Genomic DNA, 20,075 nt, shown 5'->3' with positions numbered 1-20,075 from the left:
CCGGCCAAACACATCCACCCAGCCGGGCACCCACGACAAACGACCGGGCTTTGCAGGACACGGCCAAGCCGAGCACAGCCACCCAGCCGGGCACCCCACGGCAAGACCGGGCTTGAAGCAGAACCAGGCATCGCAGCAAAATCCGGCTTCGAGGAGCACCCCGGCGGCGGGAACCGCACGCGCCCCACCACCGTTCCCCCTCCGTGGGCTTCATCGAGACCGCACTGGCCTGGAGCATCCCCGGCACCACCCTGCTCATGCTCGCCGCAGGCGCCTCCGAGCTGTGGCGCCAGCGCAAGGGGAAAACCACCGGCACCCCGGTCACCGCCACCTACGTCGACGAGTTCACCGCGGTCTTCTACGGCAGCAAGCGGGTGGAACTCGACCACCGCGACTCGATCTCGATGATGCGCGAGGAGGACGCCCAGGGCGCCCCGCCGCTGGGCATCGATCTCGACAGCGGTACCGCGAAGATCAGCCTCAGCGGGACTGGAGCTTCAACCGCACCGACAGGCCCGCCTTCACCGCGGCCCGCACCGGCGCCCACTGCGCACCCTGGTGCCGGTCGGAGATGTACCGGTAGGCCGAGTCGTGGTGCGCGGCCAGCATCGCGGAAGAGGCCTTAGCCGTTGACACGCCCTGGATGTGCATGACCCGCGCCGAGGGCACGTAGACGTTCTGCCACCCGGCCCGGCCCAGCCGCTCGCCCAGGTCGACGTCCTCGAAGTACATGAAGTACCGGGGGTCGAACCCGTCGACGGAGTCGAACGCCGCGCGGCGCAGCAGCAGGCAGGACCCGGACAGCCACCCGGCGACCCGCTCGGAGATGTCGGCGGCGGACTGCTGGTAGGCCCGGGTCCACGGGTTCGCGGGCCACAGCTTGCCCAGGACCCCGTGCCCGATCCCCTTGCCCAGTGAGGGGACCTCCCTGGCCGACGGGTACACCACCCCGCTGCGCTCGGTGATCAGCGGCCCGAAGGCGCCCGCTCGCGGCCACCGCTCGGTGGCCTCCAGCAGGGTGTCGAGTGAGCCGGGGCCCCACTCCAGGTCGGGGTTGGCCACCACGACCCACCCGTACTCCCGCCCCAGCTCGGCGACGCCGCGGTTGGCCCCCGACCCGTACCCGAGGTTGCCCCCGGTGGGCACGAGGGACACGTGTTCGTGGGCTGCCGCGGCGGCCTCCGGCGCGCCGTCGGTGGAGCCGTTGTCGGCCAGGACCACCCGCACCGGGCGGGTCGTCGCTTCGGACAGGGTGGTGATGAACCGCTCCAGGGTCTCCCCCGGGGAGTACGTCACGGTCACCACGGCCAGCTCGTCACCATAGGCGTCGGTCACGGCACGACATTGTGCCCGACCGCCTCCGGCCGGGTTCGGAAAGCCCGTTCGCGCCGGGTGCGAGCGGGTGGGCCGGGTGATCAGGACGATGCGGTGAGCAGGTCCCGCACGCTGCGCGGTGGACGCCCGAGCAACTCCCCCAGCGCCGGGTCGACGACCGCGAACTCCCCGCGGCGCGATGCGCGGAAGACCCCGAGCATGGCCCGGGCGTAGGGCTCGGGCATCCCCTGCCCCACCAGCTCGGCCACGTGGTCCTCGTCGCCGACGGTGACCCGGTCGATCACGCGCCCGGTGGACTCGGAGAGGATCGCGGCGACGTCGGCGAGGTCGAGCGCCTGCCCGGCGGTCAGCGGCGGGGTCGGTCCGTCGGGGCGGGCGGGCCCGGTGAGCGCGATCGCCGCCGCCTCGGCCAAGTCGTCGTGCGCGGTCCAGGACACCGGGCCGTCCTCGGGGGCGCGGAGCTGCCCGGTTTCCCGGGCCCCTCCCACCAGGTGCCGCACAGTCGACGCGTAGAAGCCGTTGCGCAGCGACGTCCACGGCACACCCGCCTCGGCGAGGGCTTCCTCGGTGGCCGCGTGGTCGGGCATCGCCGCGAACAGCGAATCCGCGGCGGCCCCCTGGTGGCTGGTGTAGAGGACACGCCCGACACCGGCCCGCGCCGCGGCCGAGATCGCGGTCCGGTGCAGGCGGACCGCTTCCTCGCCGAACCTGTCGCTGGAGACCAGCAGCACCTGCTCGGCGTCGGCGAACGCCCCGGGCAGCGTCGCGGGCTCGGCGAAGTCCCCCCGGCGGACCCGGACGCCGCGGTCGGCGAGGTGCCGCGCCTTCGCGGGCTCGCGCACGCTGACGCCGACCCGATCAGCGGGAAGCCGTTCGAGCAGCCGCTCGACGACGCGTCCGCCGAGTGCACCCGTCGCTCCGGTGACGATGATCATGGTCTCTCCGGTTCCATTGGAATCATTATTACGCTTTCGACGTTATCACAGCGTTCGCAAAGATCCGCTATCGTTGGAACCATGGTGGCCGCAGCTCAGAACCGGACCCAACTGATCGAGGTCGCGACGAACCTCCTGACCGCAGGCGGGCCGGACGCGGTCACGACGCGGGCCGTCGCCACGGCCGCCGGTTTGCAGCCACCCGCGATCTACCGGCTGTTCGGGGACAAGGACGGCCTGCTGGACGCGGTCGCCGAGCACGCGTACGCCGCGTACGTGCGGGGGAAGGTGGTCGACCACAGCACCGACCCGTTGGCGGACTTCCGCGCCGGCTGGGACCTGCACGTCGGTTTCGGCCTCGCCAACCCCGCCGTCTACGCGCTCGCGGTCGACCCGCGCCGGACGTCGACCTCACGCGCCACCGAGGCGGGGCGCGAGGTCCTGCTGACCCGGATCAGGCGCATCGCGGCGGCCGGTCGGCTGCGCGTCGGCGAACAGCTCGCCGCGGACCTGACCCACGCGATCGGCACGGGCACCGTCCTCGCGCTGATCGCCGAAGCACCCGAGCGGCGGAACCCCGCCCTGGCCGACGTCGCGTACCGGTCGCTGCTCAGTGCGATCCTCACCGAGGCACCGGCACTGCCCGCCGACGGGGCGACCGCGGCGGCAGCGGCCCTGCGCACAGCGGTGCCGGAACTCGACGTGCTCAGCCCCGCCGAGCGGCGGCTGCTCACCGAGTGGTTGGACCGGATCACGACCAGGCCGCCCACCGGGGCCACCGCGAGTCCGGCGCGGCGGTGACAGTCGGGGTCGGGGAACCGCCGGGGAATTCGGCGGACGAGCTCAGCGGGCGCGCCGGTGCCGGGTCAGCGCCCGCCCGTAGGCCTCCCGGTGCCCCTCGGCGCACTGGCCCCAGGTGAACTCCTTCGCCCGCCGCTGCGCGGCCGCGGCCAGGTCGGCCCGCCGCGCCGGGTCGTCGAGCAGGTCGCCGACCGCGGCGCCGATGTCGCCCGCGCCCACCCCGCAGTAGGCCACCGCGTCACCGCCGACCTCCGGCAGCGACAGCCGCCTGGTGGTCAGCACGCAGGCGCCGCAGGCCATGGCCTCCAGCACCGGCAGCCCGAACCCCTCCCCCAGGCTGGGGTAGGCGACCAGCGCCGCGCCGCCGAGGAACCCGGCGAGGTGGTCGAACGGCAGGTACCCGGCCCGGATCACCCGCACCCGGTGCGGCACCGCGTCCAGCGCCCGCTCGATCTGGTGGTCCCAGCCCGGTTGCCCGGCCAGCACCAGCGACGGCGGGTCCGCCCGGCCCCGGCAGGCGGCGGCGAAGCCGCGGATCAGGGCGGGCACGTTCTTGCGCGGCTCCAGCGCCCCCAGGAACGCCACGTACGGCTGCTCGCCGAGGCCGATCCCGGCGCGCGCGGCGGCCACCTGGTCGGGGCTCGGCGGGTGGAAGCGCTCGCTGTCGACCCCGTGCTGGATCACCGCGAGCGCGTCCCGGTCGGCCCCGGCGACGCGGGCCAGCTCGGTGGCGGTGGCGGCGCTGGGCACCACGCACAGGCTCGCCCGGACCAGGGAGGTGCGGGTCCAGGCGCGGAAGAAGCGGGCCTTGATGGAGTGGTGCAGCGCCGGGTCGGTGAAGAAGGTGGCGTCGTGCAGGGTGACCACGGAGGCGGCCTGGCCCGCCAGCGGGAGCGTGTAGTGCGGGGAGTGCAGGACGTCGACGCCGAGCCTGCGCACCAGGCGGGGCAGGGTGGTCTGCTCCCAGGTCAGCCGGGCCGTGCGGGTGGTGACCGACTCCGAGGTCGGCACGACCCGGGCGCGCGGCGCGAGGGTGGCGTAGAGGCCCGCGTCGCGGGGCTGGCAGACCACGCTGAGCGTCGCGCCGTCGGCGTCGAGGGCGGCCACCAGCGAGTCGACGTAGCGGCCGACCCCGCCGCGGTCGGCCGGGACGGCGGTCGCGTCGATGAGCACGCGGGGGTCGGACACGCGCCCCAGCGTACGACGGCCGGTTACGACGGTGCTCACGAACGCGTGAACTTTGCCCCGACCGTCACCGGGCGCGTTTTTCCGTCAGCAGGCGCAGGTGCAGCCGCCACACCGATTCAGCGGCGTGTGCCCAGGTGAACGTGGCCGCGCGGGTCCGCCCCCGGTCCACCATCGCCGCTGCCCGTTCGGGTGAATCCACCACGCTGGTCAGCGCCCGGGCGAGGTCGGCCGGGTCCTCGCGCAGCGCGGCCACCCCGGCCCCGCCCGCCACCTCCACCAGCGCGGGCGCGTCCGAGTGCACCACCGGCACCCCCACCGCCATCGCCTCCAGCACCGGCAACCCGAACCCCTCGGCCCGGCTCGGCGCGGCCAGCACCGTCGCCCGGTGCAGCACCACGGCCAGCTCGGTGTCGGTCAGCGGCCCCAGCACCCGCAGCCGCCCCGGCGGCAGCCCGTGCTGGGCGGCCAGCGCCCGCAGGTCCACCCCGCCCCACCCGGTCGGGCCGACCACCACCAGCGGCAGGTCGGGCGCCCCCGGGTCGGCCATGGCGGCGATGAGCACGTCCAACCCCTTGCGCGGTTCCACGGTGCCCACGGCGAGCACGTAGGTCTCCGGCAACCGGTGCGCGGCGACGACCGAGGCCACCGCCTCCGCCGACGGCGGCGTGCGCAGCACGTCCGGCACCCCGTGCCCCACCACGTGCACCCGCGCGGGCCCCGGGGCGTGCTCGGCCAGCTCGGCGGCCACGGTGTCGGTCGGCACGACGATCGCGTCGGCCTTGCGCGCGGCCCGCTTGATCACCGCCCGGTGCCAGGCCGCCCCGCGCGGGGTGAGGGTCTCGGCGTGGGTGAACGGCACGGTGTCGTGGACGGTCACCACCAGCACCCCGCCCCTGCGGGCCGTCGCGGGCGCCAGGGGCGTGGGCGCGTGCACCACGTCCCCGCCCGGCCACAGCGGCACCCCGTACTCCCAGGCCAGGGTCAACCCCCGGCGGGGCAGCGGCAGCATCCGGGACCCGGCGAGCCCGTCGACCTCGGCACCACGGGCGTTGCGGTGCCGCGCCGCGACCCCGCTCACCACCCAACCCTCGGGCGCGGTGGCCGCCAGCGCGGCGGCCAGCTCCCGCGTGTAGCGGCCGGTGCCGCCGGGGACTGGAGCGAGGAGCTGCTCGGTGAGCACGACGAGCTCGGGCACGGGGGCAGCCTCCCACGGGAGCCGATCACCACGGGCACCCGACCCGCCGAGCACTTCCGGCCCGACAAGCGCGGCCGGGCATCAGAACTCCAAACTCGTCACGGACCCAGCAGCGTGTCGTGGATGTGATCATCGAGTTGGGCCAGGAAGTCCTCCGCCCGCCATGGGCGCAGCTCTTGCCGCGCCAGCCTGATCCGTTGCGCGGGAACACGGCCGCCGGTGGTCGCCGTGATCTCCACGGCCTCGTGCAGGAGGTCGACGCAGGCCTCCGGATCGCCGAGGCGTAGTCGGGCGAGGGCCAGGTCGGTGCCCACGATGCCCCGTTGGACCGCGTCTCTCGACTTCCTCAACGCGCCAAGAGACCGGTCGAGGTGGTCGTGGGCACGGCGCGCGTCGCCTGTGTGGAGAGCGCAGAGTCCATCGAAACCGTTCAAGCGGTCGGCTGTGAACCCTCCGCGGGGGTCATCAACGGTCAATTTGTCCACGGTCTTCCACGCCCGTTCGAGCGCGGTGGCCGCATCGACGGTCTGGCTGGCGCGAGCGCAGATTTCAGCGTGGACGGCGTGTGCGCGGGCTCGAATCGCGTAACTGGCGCCTCGATGGGCGTCAACGGTCGCGGCATGGGCGATCTTCTGGGCCGCTTCCAGGTCGTTGGTCGCATGCAGGGTCACCATGGCGTGACTCGTCCGCACGACAGCCCGGCGACTTCGATCGTCGAGTCGTCCAGCCACCTCGGTCGCGTCTGCGTACAGCGCCATGGCCGTCTCGTCGTCGCGGGTTTCGAAGGCCAACCGGCCGCCGAGTGCGTAAGCATCGATGGCGAGCGACACCAGTTCGCCCTGCGGGCTCGCGTGGTCGAGCCGCAACACCTGGCGGCACGTCTCGATGGCAGGCGCGAGCTGGAGTTGGAGACGGGCGAACGGGACCGATCCGACCTGCTTGTCAATCACCGTGACCGATTCACGCAGCAGGCCGAGCACCTCGTGATCGAGCCACGATGGATCACGTCGGAGCACGGCGGTGCTCGAATACGCGGAAGGAGGCAGCAACACCTCACCGCTGTCGCCACTCACCTCCTGAGTGATCAGGTCGACAAGTTGACGCACGCGTTGTGGCGACGTTCCGAAATGGCGGAGAGCGTCCAAGAGGACAACGAAGTCCGATCGAGGCCCCAACACGATGCGGCCGGATGGGGTTCGGGCATAGAGGTGCGCGAGGAGGAACTGGTAGCGATCGCCGGGGCTGGTTCGGTCGGTGAGGCTTTCCCATCTGGCAACGGTGCGCTGAATGCTCGTCACCTGCCTGTTCATCAGAGGCGTGACCGCGAGCCCGCGCGCGGTGTCCCGCAGCGCTCGCGCCAGATCTGCCCAAGACCAGCCGCGCTTCTCGCGCAGTCTGCGCAAGAGGCGGGCACCGGTGTCACGATCGGCGGTGGTCACGATGACCAGTACACCACCCGCCTTCCGTCAGACTGGCACGACCAGTCGCGGTTTCCCCTGTTCGGCGGCGTAATCCACGGTGTACCAGGTGCCGCTTGTCGGCTGGGTACCGTGTGGAAAACCGATCACGAACCCACTGCGGTCGACCATCCACCGGTTGCGGGCGTGGTATGCCGAGGTGCCGAGTTTCCCGGCTCCCAACTCGACGACTTCTGCCAACCGACCTCGTCCTTGCCACCGTCGGATGGCCTCATTCGCGACTGCTGGTTGGTCAGCCACGGTGCACGGCACCACGACGGTCAGCGACGCTGGGGTGTGCGCGGCCAGCCACTCCAGCGCGGCGGTGTCGATCCCGGCGGCGCCGCCGAGGTGGAAATGGGATTCCGCATCCGCGAACGGTCGCAGGTAGCCGTCGAACAAGTCGGGGAGCTGGGCCTCGCACTCGCCGGTGATCGAGCGTGTGCCGGTGACCGTCACGTATCGAACCACGCTCGCGTGCTCCTTCTCCGATGTCATCGAATGTCATCTGCCCAATCGGACCCGGCCACGATCTCATGGAGACACCGGCTGCGACGAGGACCGAATGGGAGTGCGATGACAACGCGGGTGCTGACGCCGTCGCAGCGGATCGGGCGGGTGGCGTGTTCACGGGTTTCGAAGGCGAGCCGGTAAACGGCACGGTCAGTTCGGTGCACCGCCGCCAGGTGCCGCCCGCCGCGTACCCGCGCCGGGCGGCTGAGGTCAGGGCGGGGCGCAGCAAGGAAGTCGCCAAGCGTGCCCAGCTGGGCACTGGAAGGAGTACGACATGACGACCACAACGGGTGCCGTCTTGGACCGAACGACAACGGAATCCGAGACCTTCGACAACGTGTTCGAGGGCACGGCGTCGATCTCGGTGCAGGCGACGGAGTACCACAAGATCCCCGGTTCGTCCGACACCCGCAGCAAGTACGACGAAATCTGAATCGGCCTACTCAGGGGGCGGGCGGTTCGCCCGCTCCCGACGCCTGTTTTGGAGTTTTCATGCTCAAGCTCTGCTTACGAAGGCGCCCCGGCAATGACTGGCGTTGGAATGGTGAACACTGGTCGGATGGGGTGAGCGCAGTTCGCCCCTACGAGCACCCGATGCTCGAACACGCGGCGGTCACCGACGGCGTTTCGACGTTTGTCGCCGTGCGCGAACGTGCTCGCGAGGTGGCGGGGTTCGGTCCGGCACAGGTTTTCACGACCACGGACACCCCGACCTATCGGCGGTTGCTCGACGAGATCAAGGCGTGGCCGCTCGACTTCGTGCTCGTCGAGTGCACGCCGACCGCCGGGTTTCGCATCACGTCGGGCACGTGGGGGACGGCGCCGCTGTACCTGACCGATGCCGGGGGACGGCTGCGCGGATCGTGGTCGCTGCCCGACCTTCGACAGCAGTTCAGCCTCGACGCGCTCGACGAACGCTCGGTCGCCCGCCTGCTGACCGAACGCACCCGCTACGCACGCGAGACCCTGTTTCAGGGGGTCCACATGCTGACCGAGCGGGCGCACGCCACCTACGGCGACAACGGGCTCGTGATGCGCTACCCGGCACCCGCCGAGCACGCCTTGCCCCGCGAGGTGCGCGACGACGTCGACGTCGTCGAGGTCTACCGGCGCGTGCTCTCCGGTGCGGTGTACGCGCGCCCGTTCGATCCACGGGCATCGGCGGTCGAGCTGTCCGGCGGCATGGATTCGGCGTCGGTGGCGGTCACCCTCGCCGAGGAACACCATGGTGAAGTGCTCGCCTACGCGCTCGCGATCGGCGGCGAGGCGGGCGAGCAGCAGCTACGGCGCCGGGCCGAGATGCTGCGCCACCTCGGATTTCTCGACCTGATCGTCGACGCGCTGCCGCTCGCACCGTTCAACCCCGATGGCGCGCGGGCCCGCAGGATGTTCGTCGAGCCCGGCGCCGAGCCATATCACGAAGCGGTCGGCGCCATCCTCGCCGCAGCCCGTGACCGCGGTGTGCGGACGGTGTTCACCGGCGATGGGGGCGACGAGCTGCTCAGCCTGCGCGGGAACGAGTGGGCATCGGTGGGCAAAGTGCGCGGACGGTTCTCCGATCACGAGCGACTGCCCGCGTGGCTCGGCCGCCGCACTCTCGACCAGCTCGACGCTGTCGACGACGACCTCGCCCCGCCGACGGTGATCAATGAGGCGACCCTGCTCGGGTTCGCGCTGCGCTCGCCGCAGTTCCTCGACGCGGGTATCTGGCCGGTGTCGCCGTTGTGCTCGCCGCGGTTGATCCGCTTCGCCGAACAGCTCCCGGTGCCGTGGCGGGTCGACAAGCACATTTGCCGCGAGAGGTTCCGCCGGATCGGGTTTTCCGACGACGCCAGGTATCCACACCTTCGGGAGAACTTCCGGCACGTCATGGGCGCCGGACTCCGCGAGTACGGTATGCCGTTGCTCGCAGAGCTGTCGGCCGAGGCGATCACGGTCGATCACGGGTTCGTCGACGGCGACGCGCTGCGCGCAGCGATGGGCCAGTGGGAGCAGGGCGAACAGGTCGACATGAAGGTCTTCCCCGTGCTCTCCCTCGAACTGGCGCTACGGGCGATGACAGCTCACAGCAGCGAACGGGAGAGCGCACCGTGTACGTGATTCGACCGGCCGAGGCAGGAGACCGAGACCAAGTCGCCGACCTCGTCCGAACCCGAGCGGACTGGATGCGCGAGCAGGGCCTGCGCCGCTGGCGCGGGTGGGTCGGTTCCGCCGAGCACCTCGCCGACCAGGTCACCGAACCCGACTGGCCGGTGTGGGCACTCGTCGACGACGGGGTGCTGCTCGCCGTCACCACGGCCGATGAGACACCCACGCTCGGGTGGACCGAGCAGGAACGAGCCGCGTCGGCGATCTTCCTGCAATCCACCGTGACCCACCCGTCGCGGGCGGGGAGCGGCGTGGGCATGGTCGTCGCGTTCTGGGCACTCGACCGCGCCGCCCGACAAGGACGGCAGTGGGTGCGCCGCGGTGTGCTCACCGACAGCGAGGGGGGAAACCTCGGCCTGGTGCGCTACTACCGGCGGCAGGGTTGGCGGGTGGTCCGGGCAGCGCCACACCCGCGCAAGCCCGGCGAGATCACCGTGTGGTCGCTCGCCCGCCCGGCCGCGCGACAGCCCGACCTCGCCGACATCGTGACCGAGATCGACCACCAGGCTGACGGGCTGCGGACGCACTTCACGCCCGCCTGAACTTCGCACAATGCAATGGCGCTTCCCGCACCTGGTCAGGTACGCGGAGCGCTCTGCGAAACAGCGGTCAGTCGTCGAATCGTGGTCGGTCAGCTCGCGGCGAGGCGGTAGGCGGCCACGGTCAGCTCCGCGCACCGCCGCCAGGTGTAGCCCGCCGCGTACCCGCGCCGGGCGGCCGAGGTGTCCGCCGAGGTGGGGTGTTCCAGGGCCGAGGTCAGCGCCGCGCCCATCGCCTCGACGTCGCCGAAGGGGACCAGGGTGGCGTGGCCGCCGGAGACCTCCCGCAGGGCGGGGACGTCCGTGCAGACCACCGGTACATCACAGGCCATGGCCTCCAGCACCGGCAGCCCGAACCCCTCCTCCCGGGACGGCAGCACCAGTGCCGACGCCCCGGCCACCACCGACCGGAGGTCCACTTCGGACAGGTAGCCGGTGGTCAGCACCCCCGGTCCCGGCGTGTGCCCCGTTCCGGCCAGCACCAGCGGCGGCAGCGAGGGAGTGGCCGCGTGCGCGGCGACCAGCCAGTCCAGCGACTTGCGCGGTCCCGCGGCGCCGACGAACAGCAGGTACTCCGAGGGCAGGCCCAGCCGGGCCGCGAGCGGGGTCGACGGGGGTCGGGCGGTGAACCACGCCAGGTCCACCCCCAGTGGGGTCACCGCGACCTTCTCCTCGGGCACGTCCAACCGGGAGACCACCTCGGCGGCGACCGCGGCGGACGGGGTCAGCACCACCCCGGCGCGGCGGACCGAGGAGCGCACCAGGGCGGGCAGTTCCGCGTCCGTGGGTGCCAGTTGCTCCGGGTGGTCCAGGAAGTCCAGGTCGTGCACCGTTACCACGCCGCCCGCGCGGAAGGCCGGGGGCAGGATGAAGTTCGTCCCGTGCACCACGTCGGTCAGACCTGCGAACAGCTCCACCTGGGGGAAGGGCCCGCGCAGCCAGGCCTTGCGGAGCAGTCGGGCGGGGGCCGGGATGCCGCGCGCCTGGGCCCCGTGCGGCAGCACCGACCGCAGGCGCCGCCAGCCGCGCAGGGTGAAGGCCACCGCGCGCATGTCCACATCGGACATGGCGGCCAGTTCCTCGGCCAGCGAAGCGGTGTAGCGGCCGATGCCGGTGCGGTTGCCCAGCAGCGGCGTCCCGTCGATCAGCACGCGGAGCCGGTCAGCCACGTCGCAGCCGCTCCTTGGCCAGTCGGCGGACGCGGCCGGCCGCGCGCTTGGCCAGCTCACCCGGGCCGCCGCGGTCGAGGTATTCGCGGATCAGGGCGAGGTCGCGCAGCACGGTTCCCGCCGCGCCCAGCGGGGGGCGCGCGACCAGGGGCTCCGCGCCGGGGAGCCGGTCGGCGGACGGGCGCGGGTCGCGGCAGAACGCGGTGAGCGGGGCCAGGACGTTCTCCCAGGTGAACCGCTGCGCCACGACCGCGATGCGCTCCCGGCAGGCCGCGGCGAACTCGGCGTCGTAGAGGACCAGTTCCAGGGCGGCGGCCAGGGCGGTGGCGTCTTCGGCGGGCACGACCACGCCCAGGCCCTCGGTGCGCACCAGGTCGGCGAAGGCGTCGCCGTCGGTGGTGACGATCGGCAGCCCGGCCCACAGGTAGTCCAGGACCCGGGTGCGGAACGCGAAGGTGGTCTCCACGTGCTCGTAGTGCGTGGTGACCCCGGCGTCGGCGTCGAGCAGCCAGTCCTGGCGGCGGTCGTAGGGGACCCAGGTCTCGTTGAAGAAGACGTTGCGCCCGGTGAGCCCGAGTTGCCCGGACAGGGTGCGCACCTGGGTGCCGATGTCCATCTCCGGGACCTCGGGGTTGGGGTGCTTCATGCCCAGGAACACCAGCCGCACGTCGTCGCGGCGCCCGGCCAGCTCGCCGATCGCGGAGACCAGGGTCAGCGGGTCGAACCAGCTGTAGACCCCGCCCGCCCAGAGCACGACCTTGTCCGACTCGCCGACCAGGCCGCCCTTGATCGGGGACGCGGACTGCTGCGGCGGCTTGCCCGGCAGGCCGAACGGGACCACGCCCAGGAAAGACCGCACCGTGGGGTCGGTGTCGTAGAGGGCGGGGGTGAGCCTGCCCAGCGCCATCAGGTGCCCGAGCCAGAAGTGCCGCTGCCGCTCGGAGGCGCAGACGAAGAAGTCGCCGCGCTCCAACTGGGCGTTGAGGACGGCGGTGACGCCGATGAGGTCGAGTTCGCGCTGCTCGGCGACGGTGTCCTTGCCCTGTTCGAGCAGTTCCAGGTGCATCGGGTCGTAGATGTCGCAGACCACGACCTTGGTGGAGTCGGCGGCCTTGAGCGCGGGGACCATCTCCAGCGCGTGGCCCTGCAGGATGACGACGTCGGCCCAGTCGACGTGGTCGCCGAGGTCGCGCGGGCGGGACTTGAGCACCGGGAACGGTGCGGGCGGCGGCACGCACAGCGGGTTGACCGTCACCAGCCGCACCTCGTGCTCGGCGCCGAGGACGTCGGCCATGTTCCAGGCGCGGATCGCCGGTCCGGCCATCCGCTCGGAGATGGCGTCGCCGGTGATCACCAGGACCCTGCGGCGGGCGCCGAACGCATCCTCCAGGCCGAACGCCTCGACGAGGATGTCGTGCGCGGCCAGGTAGCGCGGCAGCGGGTAGGCGGGTTCCATGGCCCGGCGCATCAGCGGCACGATGTCGGCGTCGGAGCGGACCCGGCTCGCCTGCACGTCCTCGCGGGCGGCGGCGAGGGAGGGCAGCAGCTCGACGAACTGGTCGATCGCCAGGATGCCCGCCAGCGCGGGCGGGGACACGCGCTGCTCGGTCGGGCCGTCGCGGGTGATCTCCAGCGCGGTGGCGTCCAGGTCCCCGCGCGCGGTCGAGCGGCGCACGGCCAGCGCCAGCGCGGCGGGCAGCGCCTTGGCCAGGGTGGCGTCGGAGAGGTTCTTGTACATCGCCAGCAACGCGTTGCGCTCCAGCAGGAACAGCTCGCGCGCGTTGTCCTCGGTGTCCACCTTGGACATGGAGGCGTGGTGGCGGTGGTAGGCCAGCGAGCCCGGCTCGAAGCGCACCCGCCAGCCGCGCAGGTTCAGCCGCCAGCCCAGGTCGACGTCCTCGTAGAACATGAAGAACCGCTCGTCGAAGCCGCCCAGCTCGCGGTAGGCCCCGGCGCGGACGAACATGGCGGACCCGGTGGCGAACAGCACGTCGCGCGGGGCGTCGTGCGAGCCGTCGTCCGGCTGCCCGGCGTGGCGCTTGTAGCCCATGCCGAACCAGGTCAGCCCGCCGTCGACGAAGTCGATGCCGGTGCCGTCCCAGTCGACGACCTTGCTGGCGACGGCGGCCACGTCCGGCTGCTCGGCCAGCACCCGCACGGCGGCGCGCGCCCACTGCGGATCGGGTCGGGCGTCGTTGTTCAGGAACGCCAGCACGCTGCCGGTGGCGTGCTCGACCCCCAGGTTGCACCCGCCCGCGAAGCCCAGGTTCTCCGGGGAGACGACCAGGTCGACGCCGTCGAGCCCGCGCAGCCGCTCGGCGTCGTGCCCACCGTTGTCGACCACCACCACCTGCAACCGGTCGGCCGGGTAGTCCAGTTCCGCCCGCAGCGCGCGCACGCAGGTCGTCGTGTCCTCGGCGCCGCGGTAGTTGACCACCACCACCGAGACCACCGGTAGCGCGTCCGCCCCCTCAGCCAAGCCCGCCTCCTCGCCCGTAGGTGCCCACAGCCTGCCGCATCACCCGCCCGGAGCGGTCTCCCGCCCCCGCCCAACCGGCCGAGACGGACAAACCAGACCAACCGGGCGACCGCTACCCCGGAACGCGCTCCCGCCACACCCGCCGCCGCGCCGCGCGGTCCCCGGCGCGTCCCGCCAGCGCCCGGGGTGCTCGTCGCAGCACCTCGCCCAGCACCCGGACCCGCAGCGAGGGCAGGAAGTTGGCCCCCTCCGGCCGCCGGAACACGACCTTCGCGGTGATGGCGGCGAACCGGGCCACCTCCTTGAGGGCGACCCGGGTCGGCGCGCACCGCAGGAGCATGACCAGCCGGTTGCGCTCGTTCCAGCGGTGGAACTCCCGCGACCCCAGCCGCGAGGTGGCACCGTGCGCGTGGACCGCGGTGGCGCCCGGCACGGACACGACGTCCCAGCCGTGCAACCGCAGCCGCCAGGACGTGTCGGTGTCCTCGTAGTAGCAGAAGAAGTCCGCCGGGACCCCGCCCACCGCGCGCAGCGCGCCCACCCGCAGCAGCGCGGCCCCGCCGCAGAAGCCGAACACCGGGCCGCCGGTCAGGTCGAACCCGCGGCCCAGGGCGTCCACGCCCACCCCTACCGACTGCGTGCTCCCGTCCGCCCGCACCAGCCGCGCGCTCGCCGCCCCCGCGCCGGGAGCGGCGTCCAGCGCGTCCTCCAACCGGCCCAACCAACCCGGGTCCGGCACGGCGTCGTCGTTGAGCCAGGCCACGAACTCGGTGTCCACGCGGTCGAGGACGGCCGCGATCCCACCCGCGTACCCGAGGTTGCGCTCCAGCCGGACCACCTCGACCCCGGCCAGCCCGGCGATGTCCCCGCTGCCGTCGGTCGACGCGTTGTCCACCACCAGCGTCCGGTGTGGACGGTCCTGACCGGCCAGCCCGGCGAGGCAGGCACCCAGGTGCCCGGCACCGCGCCAGGTCACCACCACCACAGTCGTGCGCACCCGCGAACCCTACGACGACGCACCGCGCCCGCGACCGCCGGACGGGCGGGCACGGGCGCGGGGTCCAGCGGGGGCTCAGGCGGGCAGGTAGGCGGCCCGGTCGGTCTCGAAGGCGGCGCGCAGCGCCTCGCGCCACGGCCGCAGCGGCGTCAGCGACGCGTTCCACGCCCCGGCCGACAGCACCGAGTACGCGGGCCGGGCCGCGGGCGTCGGGTAGTCGGCGGTCCCGCACGCCTTGACCCGCTCCGGGTCGGCGCCCAGCTCCTCGAACACGGCCCTGGCGAACCCGCACCAGGTGACCTCGCCCGCACCGGTCGCGTGCAGCACCCGCGCCGAGGGGCCACTGCCCTCGGCGACCTTGCCCGCCAGCTCGACCAGTCCCGCCGCCAGGTCCCCGGTCCAGGTGGGGGCGCCGAGCTGGTCGTCGACGACGGACAGCGTGTCGCGCTGCGACTCCAACCGGGCCATCGTCTTGACGAAGTTGGACCCGTGCGCCCCGTACACCCACGCCGTGCGGACCACCCACGACCGGGCGCCCGACCCGAGCACGGCCTGCTCGCCCGCGAGCTTCGTCGCCCCGTACACCGACTTCGGCCCGGTCTCGGCGTCCTCGGCGTAGGGCTCGGACGCGTCCCCGGGGAACACGTAGTCGGTGGACACGTGCAGCAGCGGCACGTTGCGGGTGGAGCACGCGGCGGCCAGCACGCGGGGGCCGTCCGCGTTCACCGCGTACGCGCGGGCGCGGTCCGACTCGGCCTTGTCCACCGCGGTGTAGGCGGCGGCGTTCACCACGACCGGCGTGTCCCCGGCCGCCTTCGCCGCGTCGGCGAACGCGGCCACGGCGGCGACCACCGCGCGGGTGTCGGTGAGGTCGAGCCGGGCGGAGTCGGGGGCGTCGACGGTGAGCGAGGGGCCTGCCAGCCCGGCCAGCTCACGACCGAGCTGACCGGACCCGCCGGGTACCAGGAGTGCGAGGGTCACCGGATCAGCTTGCCAGGGCGGCGCGCTGCTTGAGCGGCTCCCACCAGGCGCGGTTGTCGCGGAACCACTGCACGGTGCTCGCCAGGCCGTCCGCGAACGCCACCCGCGGGGTGTAGCCCAGCTCGGTGGAGATCTTGGTGATGTCGACGGAGTAGCGGCGGTCGTGCGCCTTGCGGTCGATCACCGGCTGGATGAACGAGTCGTCGGTGCCGGTCGCCTCCAGCAGCAGGGCGGTCAGCTCCTTGTTGGTCAGCTCGGTGCCGCCGCCGATGTTGTAGACCTCGCCCGCCCGGCCGCCGTCGGCCACGAGCTGGATGCCGTGGCAGTGGTCGTCGACGTGCAGCCAGTCGCGCACATTGAGGCCGTCGCCGTAGAGCGGGATCTTCTTGCCGTCCAGCAGGTTCGTGGTGAACAGCGGGATGACCTTCTCCGGGAACTGGTACGGCCCGTAGTTGTTCGAGCAGCGGGTGATGCACACCGGCAGCCCGTGGGTCTTGAAGAACGACCGGGCGATCAGGTCCGAGGACGCCTTCGACGCCGAATACGGGGAGTTGGGCTCCAGCGGGTGGGTCTCCGGCCACGAGCCCTCGTCGATCGAGCCGTAGACCTCGTCGGTGGAGACGTGCACGAACTTCGACACCTCGGCGTCGACGGCGGCCTGCAGCAGGGTCTGGGTGCCCAGCACGTTGGTCAGCACGAAGTCGGCCGCGCCCAGGATGGAGCGGTCGACGTGCGATTCGGCGGCGAAGTGCACCACTAGGTCCACCCCGGCCATCGTCCGCCGGACCAGTTCGGCGTCGCAGATGTCGCCCTCGACGAAGCGCAGGCGCTCACTGTCCGCGACCGGGTCGAGGTTGGCCCGGTTGCCCGCGTACGTCAGCTTGTCGAGCACCACGACCTCGGCGTCCGCCAGGGTCGGGTACGCCCCGCCCAGGGCTTGCCGCACGTAGTGCGACCCGATGAACCCGGCACCGCCCGTGACCAATACCCGCATCTGCTTTCCACCGTCCCTCAGTTCGCGTGATGGGTTCGAGTGTTCCATGCCGCACCGCGTCACCTCTGCTCACTACTGAGTGTTGGCAGGAGTGACGCTTGATTGGCTCTCAGCATTCGCTGGGTAACCTGTTCGGGGGACGACGGGATGGGGAGGAGCGTGCGTGGACGAGCGTGCGCAACCGGTGGGTGAGTCCGTTGGGCCATCGAGGTGGCTGCGCGCGGGCGGCGCGCTGGTCAAGTCGCTGATCGCCCTGCTCTCCGCCGCGGTCGTGGCGGGCACCGGGTACGGCTGGTGGGGTGTCGGCGACCTCGACGCGAACACCGTCACCACCGACGTGATCGACACCCTGCCCGAGGGCGACGGGCGGGTGCCGCTCGACGGCGCGGTGGACATCCTGCTGGTCGGCATCGACAGCCGCACCGACGCCTACGGCAACCCGCTGCCCAAGGAGGTGCTGGCCATGCTCAACGGCGGCCGGGCCGAGGGCGAGCGCAACACCGACACGATGATCCTGGTGCACATCCCGGTGGACGGGCGCCGGGCGATCGCCTTCTCCTTCCCGCGCGACTCCTGGGTGGACGTCGGCGAGGGCTTCGGCAAGCACAAGCTCAACTCCGCGTTCGTCTACGCCTACAACGACGCCCGCAAGACCCTGTCCGAGCAGGGCGTCGCCGACCCGGAGCTGGACAAGCAGGCCACCGTCGCAGGCCGCAAGAACCTGATCTCCACGATCGAGCGGCTCGTCGGCGGCGCGGTCACCATCGACCGCTACGCCGAGGTGAACCTGGCCAGCTTCTACGAGGTCACCAAGGCCATCGGCGGCGTGGACGTCTGCCTCAACAACGCCGTCGACGAGCCCAAGTCCGGCGCGCGGTTCCCGGCGGGCAAGCAGACCGTCTCCGGCGCGGCGGCGCTGTCGTTCGTCCGGCAGCGCTACGAGCTGCCCAACGGCGACCTCGACCGGATCGTGCGGCAGCAGGTGTTCCTCGGGGCGCTGGCGAACAAGGTGCTCTCGGCGGACATGCTGACCGACCCGGGCAAGGTGCGGGAGCTGGTGGCGGCCGTGCAGAAGTCGGTCGTGCTCTCCTCGAACTGGAACCTGTCCACCTTCGCCGCGCAGATGCAGGGGCTCAGCAGCGGCAACATCGAGTTCCGCACCATCCCCAACCAGGGCGACGCCAAGATCGGCGGCGCGGACGTGATCAAGGTCGACCCGGCCGAGGTGGCCAGGTTCGTGGCGAGCCTGACCAGCACCGCCGACGAGGAGGCGACCACCCCGTCGTCCCCGTCGGACGAGCTGCCGACGCCGCCCACCACCGCGTCGTCGACCGCGCCGGGGACGCCCGGGGTCGGGCCGGACGTGACGGTCGACGTGCGCAACGGGTCGACCACCCGGGGCCTGGCGAGCACCGTGCTGGACACCCTGGTCCAGGCCGGGTTCACCCCCGGGGAGGTGGGCGACGCGCCGGTGCGCACCGGCACCGTCGTCCAGTACGCCCCGGGCGAGCTGGCCAACGCCCGGTCCGTGGCCGGATCGCTCGGCGGCACCGTCAGCTACGAGGAGAGCCCCGGCCTGGCCGCCGCCCGGGTGCGGGTGCTGCTCGGCACCGGCTTCACCCCCGGCACCGCCGCGGCGACCGACCAGGGCCTGTTCGGCGCCCGGTTGTCACCCGATCAGACGACACCCGGTACGACTCCCCCCACGGAGACGGCTCCTCCGGCGAAGATCGACGCGGGTAGCGTCAACTGCGTGAACTGACCCCCGCGTCCATCACGATCGGTGCTCTCGTCCGGCGAACCGCCCGGGTCCGGCCGCGGGTGCTGCCACCCTGGACGAGGACACGCCCGCGTGGAGGAGGAAGTCGTGACGGACCGGCCGACGCCAGGACCGGCGGAGGAGACCCCGGGGACCCGGCCCGCCGAGACCCCACCGGCCGAAGCCCAGCCCGCTGGAACCCAGCCGGTGGAAACCCAGCCGACCGAGGACCAGCCCGCTGAGAACCAGCCGACCGAGAACCAGCCGATTGAGGACCAGCCCGCCGAAACCCAGCCGACCGGGGACCAGCCCGCCGAGATCCAGCCCGCCGAGGACCAGCCGACCCAGGTCCAGCCCGTCGAGGTCCAGCCCGGCGCAGTGGGAGCGGAGCGGCGGCGGGTGTCGGGGTGGCTGGTGGCGGGGCGGGCGCTGGTGGCGCTGGTGTCGGCGGCGGTGCTGGCGGGGACCGGGCTGGTGACCGTGCGGGTGGACACCTTCCAGGACAGCGTCACCACCACCGACGCGCTCGCCGAGGCGCAGAACTCCGCCGCCGCGCCGCCCGAGGACGACGGCGCCAACGACATCCTGGTCGTCGGCAGCGACACCCGCACCGACCTGCAGGGCAGGCCGCTGTCGGACCGCATCCTGCGCCAGTTGCGCACCGAGGCCACCGACACGATCAACACCGACACGCTGATCCTGCTGCGGCTGCCCCGCGGCGGCGGCGCGGGCCACGCGATCTCCATCCCGCGCGACACCTACGTCGAGGTGCCCGGCGCGGGCCAGGAGAAGATCAACGGCGCGTTCGGGGTGACCAAGGCGCGCACCGCGCAGCGGCTGGTCGACGGCGGCGAGGCCGACCGGGCCAAGGTCGAGCGGGAGTCCGACAGCGCGGGCCGCACGGCGCTGATCCAGTCCGTGCAGAACCTCACCGGCGTCCGCGTCGACCACTACACCGAGGTGACCCTCTACGGGTTCTACCTGCTCACCGAGGCCGTCGACGGCGTCGACGTGTGCCTGAACCGCTCCACCAGCGACCCCGACTCCGGTGCCGACTTCCGCGCGGGTCAGCAGACCGTGCGCGGCGGTGACGCGGTGTCGTTCGTCCGGCAGCGCAAGGGCCTGCCGCGCGGGGACCTGGACCGGATCGTGCGGCAGCAGACGTTCCTGGCCTCGGCGATGAACAAGGTGCTCTCCGGCGGCACGCTGACCGACTCGGCGAAGCTGTCGGCGCTGGAGCAGGCGGTGTCGAAGACCGTGGTGATGGACCCGGGGCTGCACTTCCTCGACCTGGTGAACCAGGCGCAGGCGCTGGCCAGCGGGCAGGTGCGGTTCACCACCATCCCGGTCACCGGCGTCGGCGCCCGCAACGACCGCGGCCAGAGCATCGTCACCGTCGACGTCCCGGCCGTGCACGCCTACGTCGCCGGGCTCCTGTCGAGCACCCCGCCGCCACCGCCCCCGCCGCCCTCGCTGCCCGCCGACAACCTGGCGGGCGGCAGGCTGCTCGACCTCGGCGCCCCCGCCCGGCTCGCCGCGACCGCCCCCTGCGTCGACTGACCCGGGGCCGGCTGGGAGGGTCGGC

The 20,075-nt window shown here is 72.6% G+C and carries 17 protein-coding genes and 1 pseudogene; 7 read left to right on the top strand and 11 right to left on the bottom strand.

Features of this window, described 5'->3' with window-relative positions:
* Positions 1-257 precede the first annotated feature (257 nt).
* A pseudogene (locus UO65_RS38670) lies at positions 258-458 on the top strand (DUF6191 domain-containing protein); the annotation flags it as partial.
* A gap of 22 nt (positions 459-480) precedes the next feature.
* Here the strand turns inward: UO65_RS38670 and UO65_RS19070 are convergent.
* Together UO65_RS19070 and UO65_RS19065 are read right to left on the bottom strand one after the other, a co-directional pair.
* Positions 481-1,335: a glycosyltransferase family 2 protein gene (locus UO65_RS19070; protein ID WP_035284510.1), complete on the bottom strand. Its 855-nt coding sequence runs from the start codon at positions 1,333-1,335 to the stop codon at positions 481-483.
* A gap of 80 nt (positions 1,336-1,415) precedes the next feature.
* Positions 1,416-2,270 (bottom strand): SDR family oxidoreductase, encoded by an 855-nt coding sequence (locus tag UO65_RS19065; protein WP_035284508.1) that lies wholly within the window; start codon positions 2,268-2,270, stop codon positions 1,416-1,418.
* 81 nt (positions 2,271-2,351) lie between these two features.
* Here UO65_RS19065 and UO65_RS19060 point away from each other — a divergent pair, with 81 nt between their 5' ends.
* Complete coding sequence (locus UO65_RS19060) at positions 2,352-3,071, top strand: TetR/AcrR family transcriptional regulator (protein ID WP_035284505.1); 720 nt, start codon at positions 2,352-2,354, stop codon at positions 3,069-3,071.
* Positions 3,072-3,113: 42 nt separating this feature from the next.
* Here UO65_RS19060 and UO65_RS19055 read toward each other — a convergent pair whose 3' ends face one another.
* The 4 genes from UO65_RS19055 to UO65_RS19040 form a co-directional block, all read right to left on the bottom strand.
* Positions 3,114-4,244: a glycosyltransferase family 4 protein gene (locus UO65_RS19055; protein ID WP_035284535.1), complete on the bottom strand. Its 1,131-nt coding sequence runs from the start codon at positions 4,242-4,244 to the stop codon at positions 3,114-3,116.
* Positions 4,245-4,323: 79 nt separating this feature from the next.
* Positions 4,324-5,454 carry a glycosyltransferase family 4 protein gene (locus tag UO65_RS19050; RefSeq protein ID WP_035284502.1) on the bottom strand — a complete coding sequence of 377 codons (1,131 nt, stop codon included), beginning with the start codon at positions 5,452-5,454 and terminating at the stop codon, positions 4,324-4,326.
* Between the two features lie 98 nt (positions 5,455-5,552).
* Positions 5,553-6,893, bottom strand: a complete 1,341-nt coding sequence (locus tag UO65_RS19045) for a hypothetical protein (RefSeq protein WP_052021357.1) — start codon at positions 6,891-6,893, stop codon at positions 5,553-5,555.
* Between the two features lie 27 nt (positions 6,894-6,920).
* A complete protein-coding gene (locus UO65_RS19040) occupies positions 6,921-7,409 on the bottom strand; it encodes a hypothetical protein (protein WP_035284499.1) in 489 nt (162 codons plus the stop codon).
* A gap of 289 nt (positions 7,410-7,698) precedes the next feature.
* Between UO65_RS19040 and UO65_RS36830 the strand changes: the two genes are divergently transcribed.
* From UO65_RS36830 to UO65_RS33440, 3 genes are all read left to right on the top strand, one after another.
* Complete coding sequence (locus UO65_RS36830) at positions 7,699-7,857, top strand: hypothetical protein (protein WP_161784484.1); 159 nt, start codon at positions 7,699-7,701, stop codon at positions 7,855-7,857.
* A 59-nt stretch (positions 7,858-7,916) separates the two neighbouring features.
* Positions 7,917-9,524, top strand: coding sequence for an asparagine synthase-related protein (locus tag UO65_RS19035; protein ID WP_084175866.1), 1,608 nt, complete (start codon positions 7,917-7,919; stop codon positions 9,522-9,524).
* 65 nt (positions 9,525-9,589) lie between these two features.
* Positions 9,590-10,114 carry an N-acetyltransferase gene (locus UO65_RS33440; RefSeq protein WP_052021355.1) on the top strand — a complete coding sequence of 175 codons (525 nt, stop codon included), beginning with the start codon at positions 9,590-9,592 and terminating at the stop codon, positions 10,112-10,114.
* An 89-nt stretch (positions 10,115-10,203) separates the two neighbouring features.
* On the opposite strand, the gene UO65_RS19025 is transcribed toward UO65_RS33440, so the two are convergent.
* The 5 genes from UO65_RS19025 to rfbB all read right to left on the bottom strand — a co-directional run bounded on the left by UO65_RS19025 (position 10,204) and on the right by rfbB (position 16,731).
* Positions 10,204-11,280: a glycosyltransferase family 4 protein gene (locus UO65_RS19025; protein WP_035284497.1), complete on the bottom strand. Its 1,077-nt coding sequence runs from the start codon at positions 11,278-11,280 to the stop codon at positions 10,204-10,206.
* On the bottom strand, positions 11,273-13,759 hold the full coding sequence (locus UO65_RS19020) for a glycosyltransferase (RefSeq protein ID WP_035284496.1): 2,487 nt from the start codon (positions 13,757-13,759) through the stop codon (positions 11,273-11,275). Before UO65_RS19020 ends, UO65_RS19025 begins: the two co-directional genes overlap by 8 nt.
* Positions 13,760-13,871: 112 nt before the next feature.
* Complete coding sequence (locus UO65_RS19015) at positions 13,872-14,756, bottom strand: glycosyltransferase family 2 protein (RefSeq protein WP_233427737.1); 885 nt, start codon at positions 14,754-14,756, stop codon at positions 13,872-13,874.
* A 75-nt stretch (positions 14,757-14,831) separates the two neighbouring features.
* Positions 14,832-15,737: a dTDP-4-dehydrorhamnose reductase gene (rfbD, locus tag UO65_RS19010; RefSeq protein WP_035284494.1), complete on the bottom strand. Its 906-nt coding sequence runs from the start codon at positions 15,735-15,737 to the stop codon at positions 14,832-14,834.
* A gap of 4 nt (positions 15,738-15,741) precedes the next feature.
* Positions 15,742-16,731 carry a dTDP-glucose 4,6-dehydratase gene (rfbB, locus tag UO65_RS19005; RefSeq protein ID WP_035284492.1) on the bottom strand — a complete coding sequence of 330 codons (990 nt, stop codon included), beginning with the start codon at positions 16,729-16,731 and terminating at the stop codon, positions 15,742-15,744.
* Positions 16,732-16,894: 163 nt separating this feature from the next.
* Between rfbB and UO65_RS19000 the strand changes: the two genes are divergently transcribed.
* Positions 16,895-18,493, top strand: coding sequence for an LCP family protein (locus tag UO65_RS19000; protein ID WP_052021353.1), 1,599 nt, complete (start codon positions 16,895-16,897; stop codon positions 18,491-18,493).
* 105 nt (positions 18,494-18,598) lie between these two features.
* The gene (locus UO65_RS18995; protein WP_267880607.1) at positions 18,599-20,050 is read left to right on the top strand and encodes an LCP family protein; all 1,452 of its coding nucleotides are present in this window, start codon (positions 18,599-18,601) and stop codon (positions 20,048-20,050) included.
* The last annotated feature ends 25 nt before the right edge of the window (positions 20,051-20,075 follow it).

This window comes from Actinokineospora spheciospongiae, assembly GCF_000564855.1.
In the GTDB taxonomy this organism is placed as follows: Bacteria; Actinomycetota; Actinomycetes; order Mycobacteriales; family Pseudonocardiaceae; genus Actinokineospora; species Actinokineospora spheciospongiae.
This window is presented reverse-complemented; position numbering and strand designations above follow the sequence as displayed.

What these genes read in the sequence shown, in the direction of transcription:
- UO65_RS36830 (WP_161784484.1), top strand. Translation starts at nt 7,699, where the DNA reads ATGACGACCACAACGGGTGCCGTCTTGGACCGAACGACAACGGAATCC.
- UO65_RS19040 (WP_035284499.1), bottom strand. Translation starts at nt 7,409, where the DNA reads ATGACATCGGAGAAGGAGCACGCGAGCGTGGTTCGATACGTGACGGTC.
- UO65_RS33440 (WP_052021355.1), top strand. Translation starts at nt 9,590, where the DNA reads ATGCGCGAGCAGGGCCTGCGCCGCTGGCGCGGGTGGGTCGGTTCCGCC.
- UO65_RS19035 (WP_084175866.1), top strand. Translation starts at nt 7,917, where the DNA reads ATGCTCAAGCTCTGCTTACGAAGGCGCCCCGGCAATGACTGGCGTTGG.
- UO65_RS19060 (WP_035284505.1), top strand. Translation starts at nt 2,352, where the DNA reads ATGGTGGCCGCAGCTCAGAACCGGACCCAACTGATCGAGGTCGCGACG.
- UO65_RS19065 (WP_035284508.1), bottom strand. Translation starts at nt 2,270, where the DNA reads ATGATCATCGTCACCGGAGCGACGGGTGCACTCGGCGGACGCGTCGTC.
- rfbB (WP_035284492.1), bottom strand. Translation starts at nt 16,731, where the DNA reads ATGCGGGTATTGGTCACGGGCGGTGCCGGGTTCATCGGGTCGCACTAC.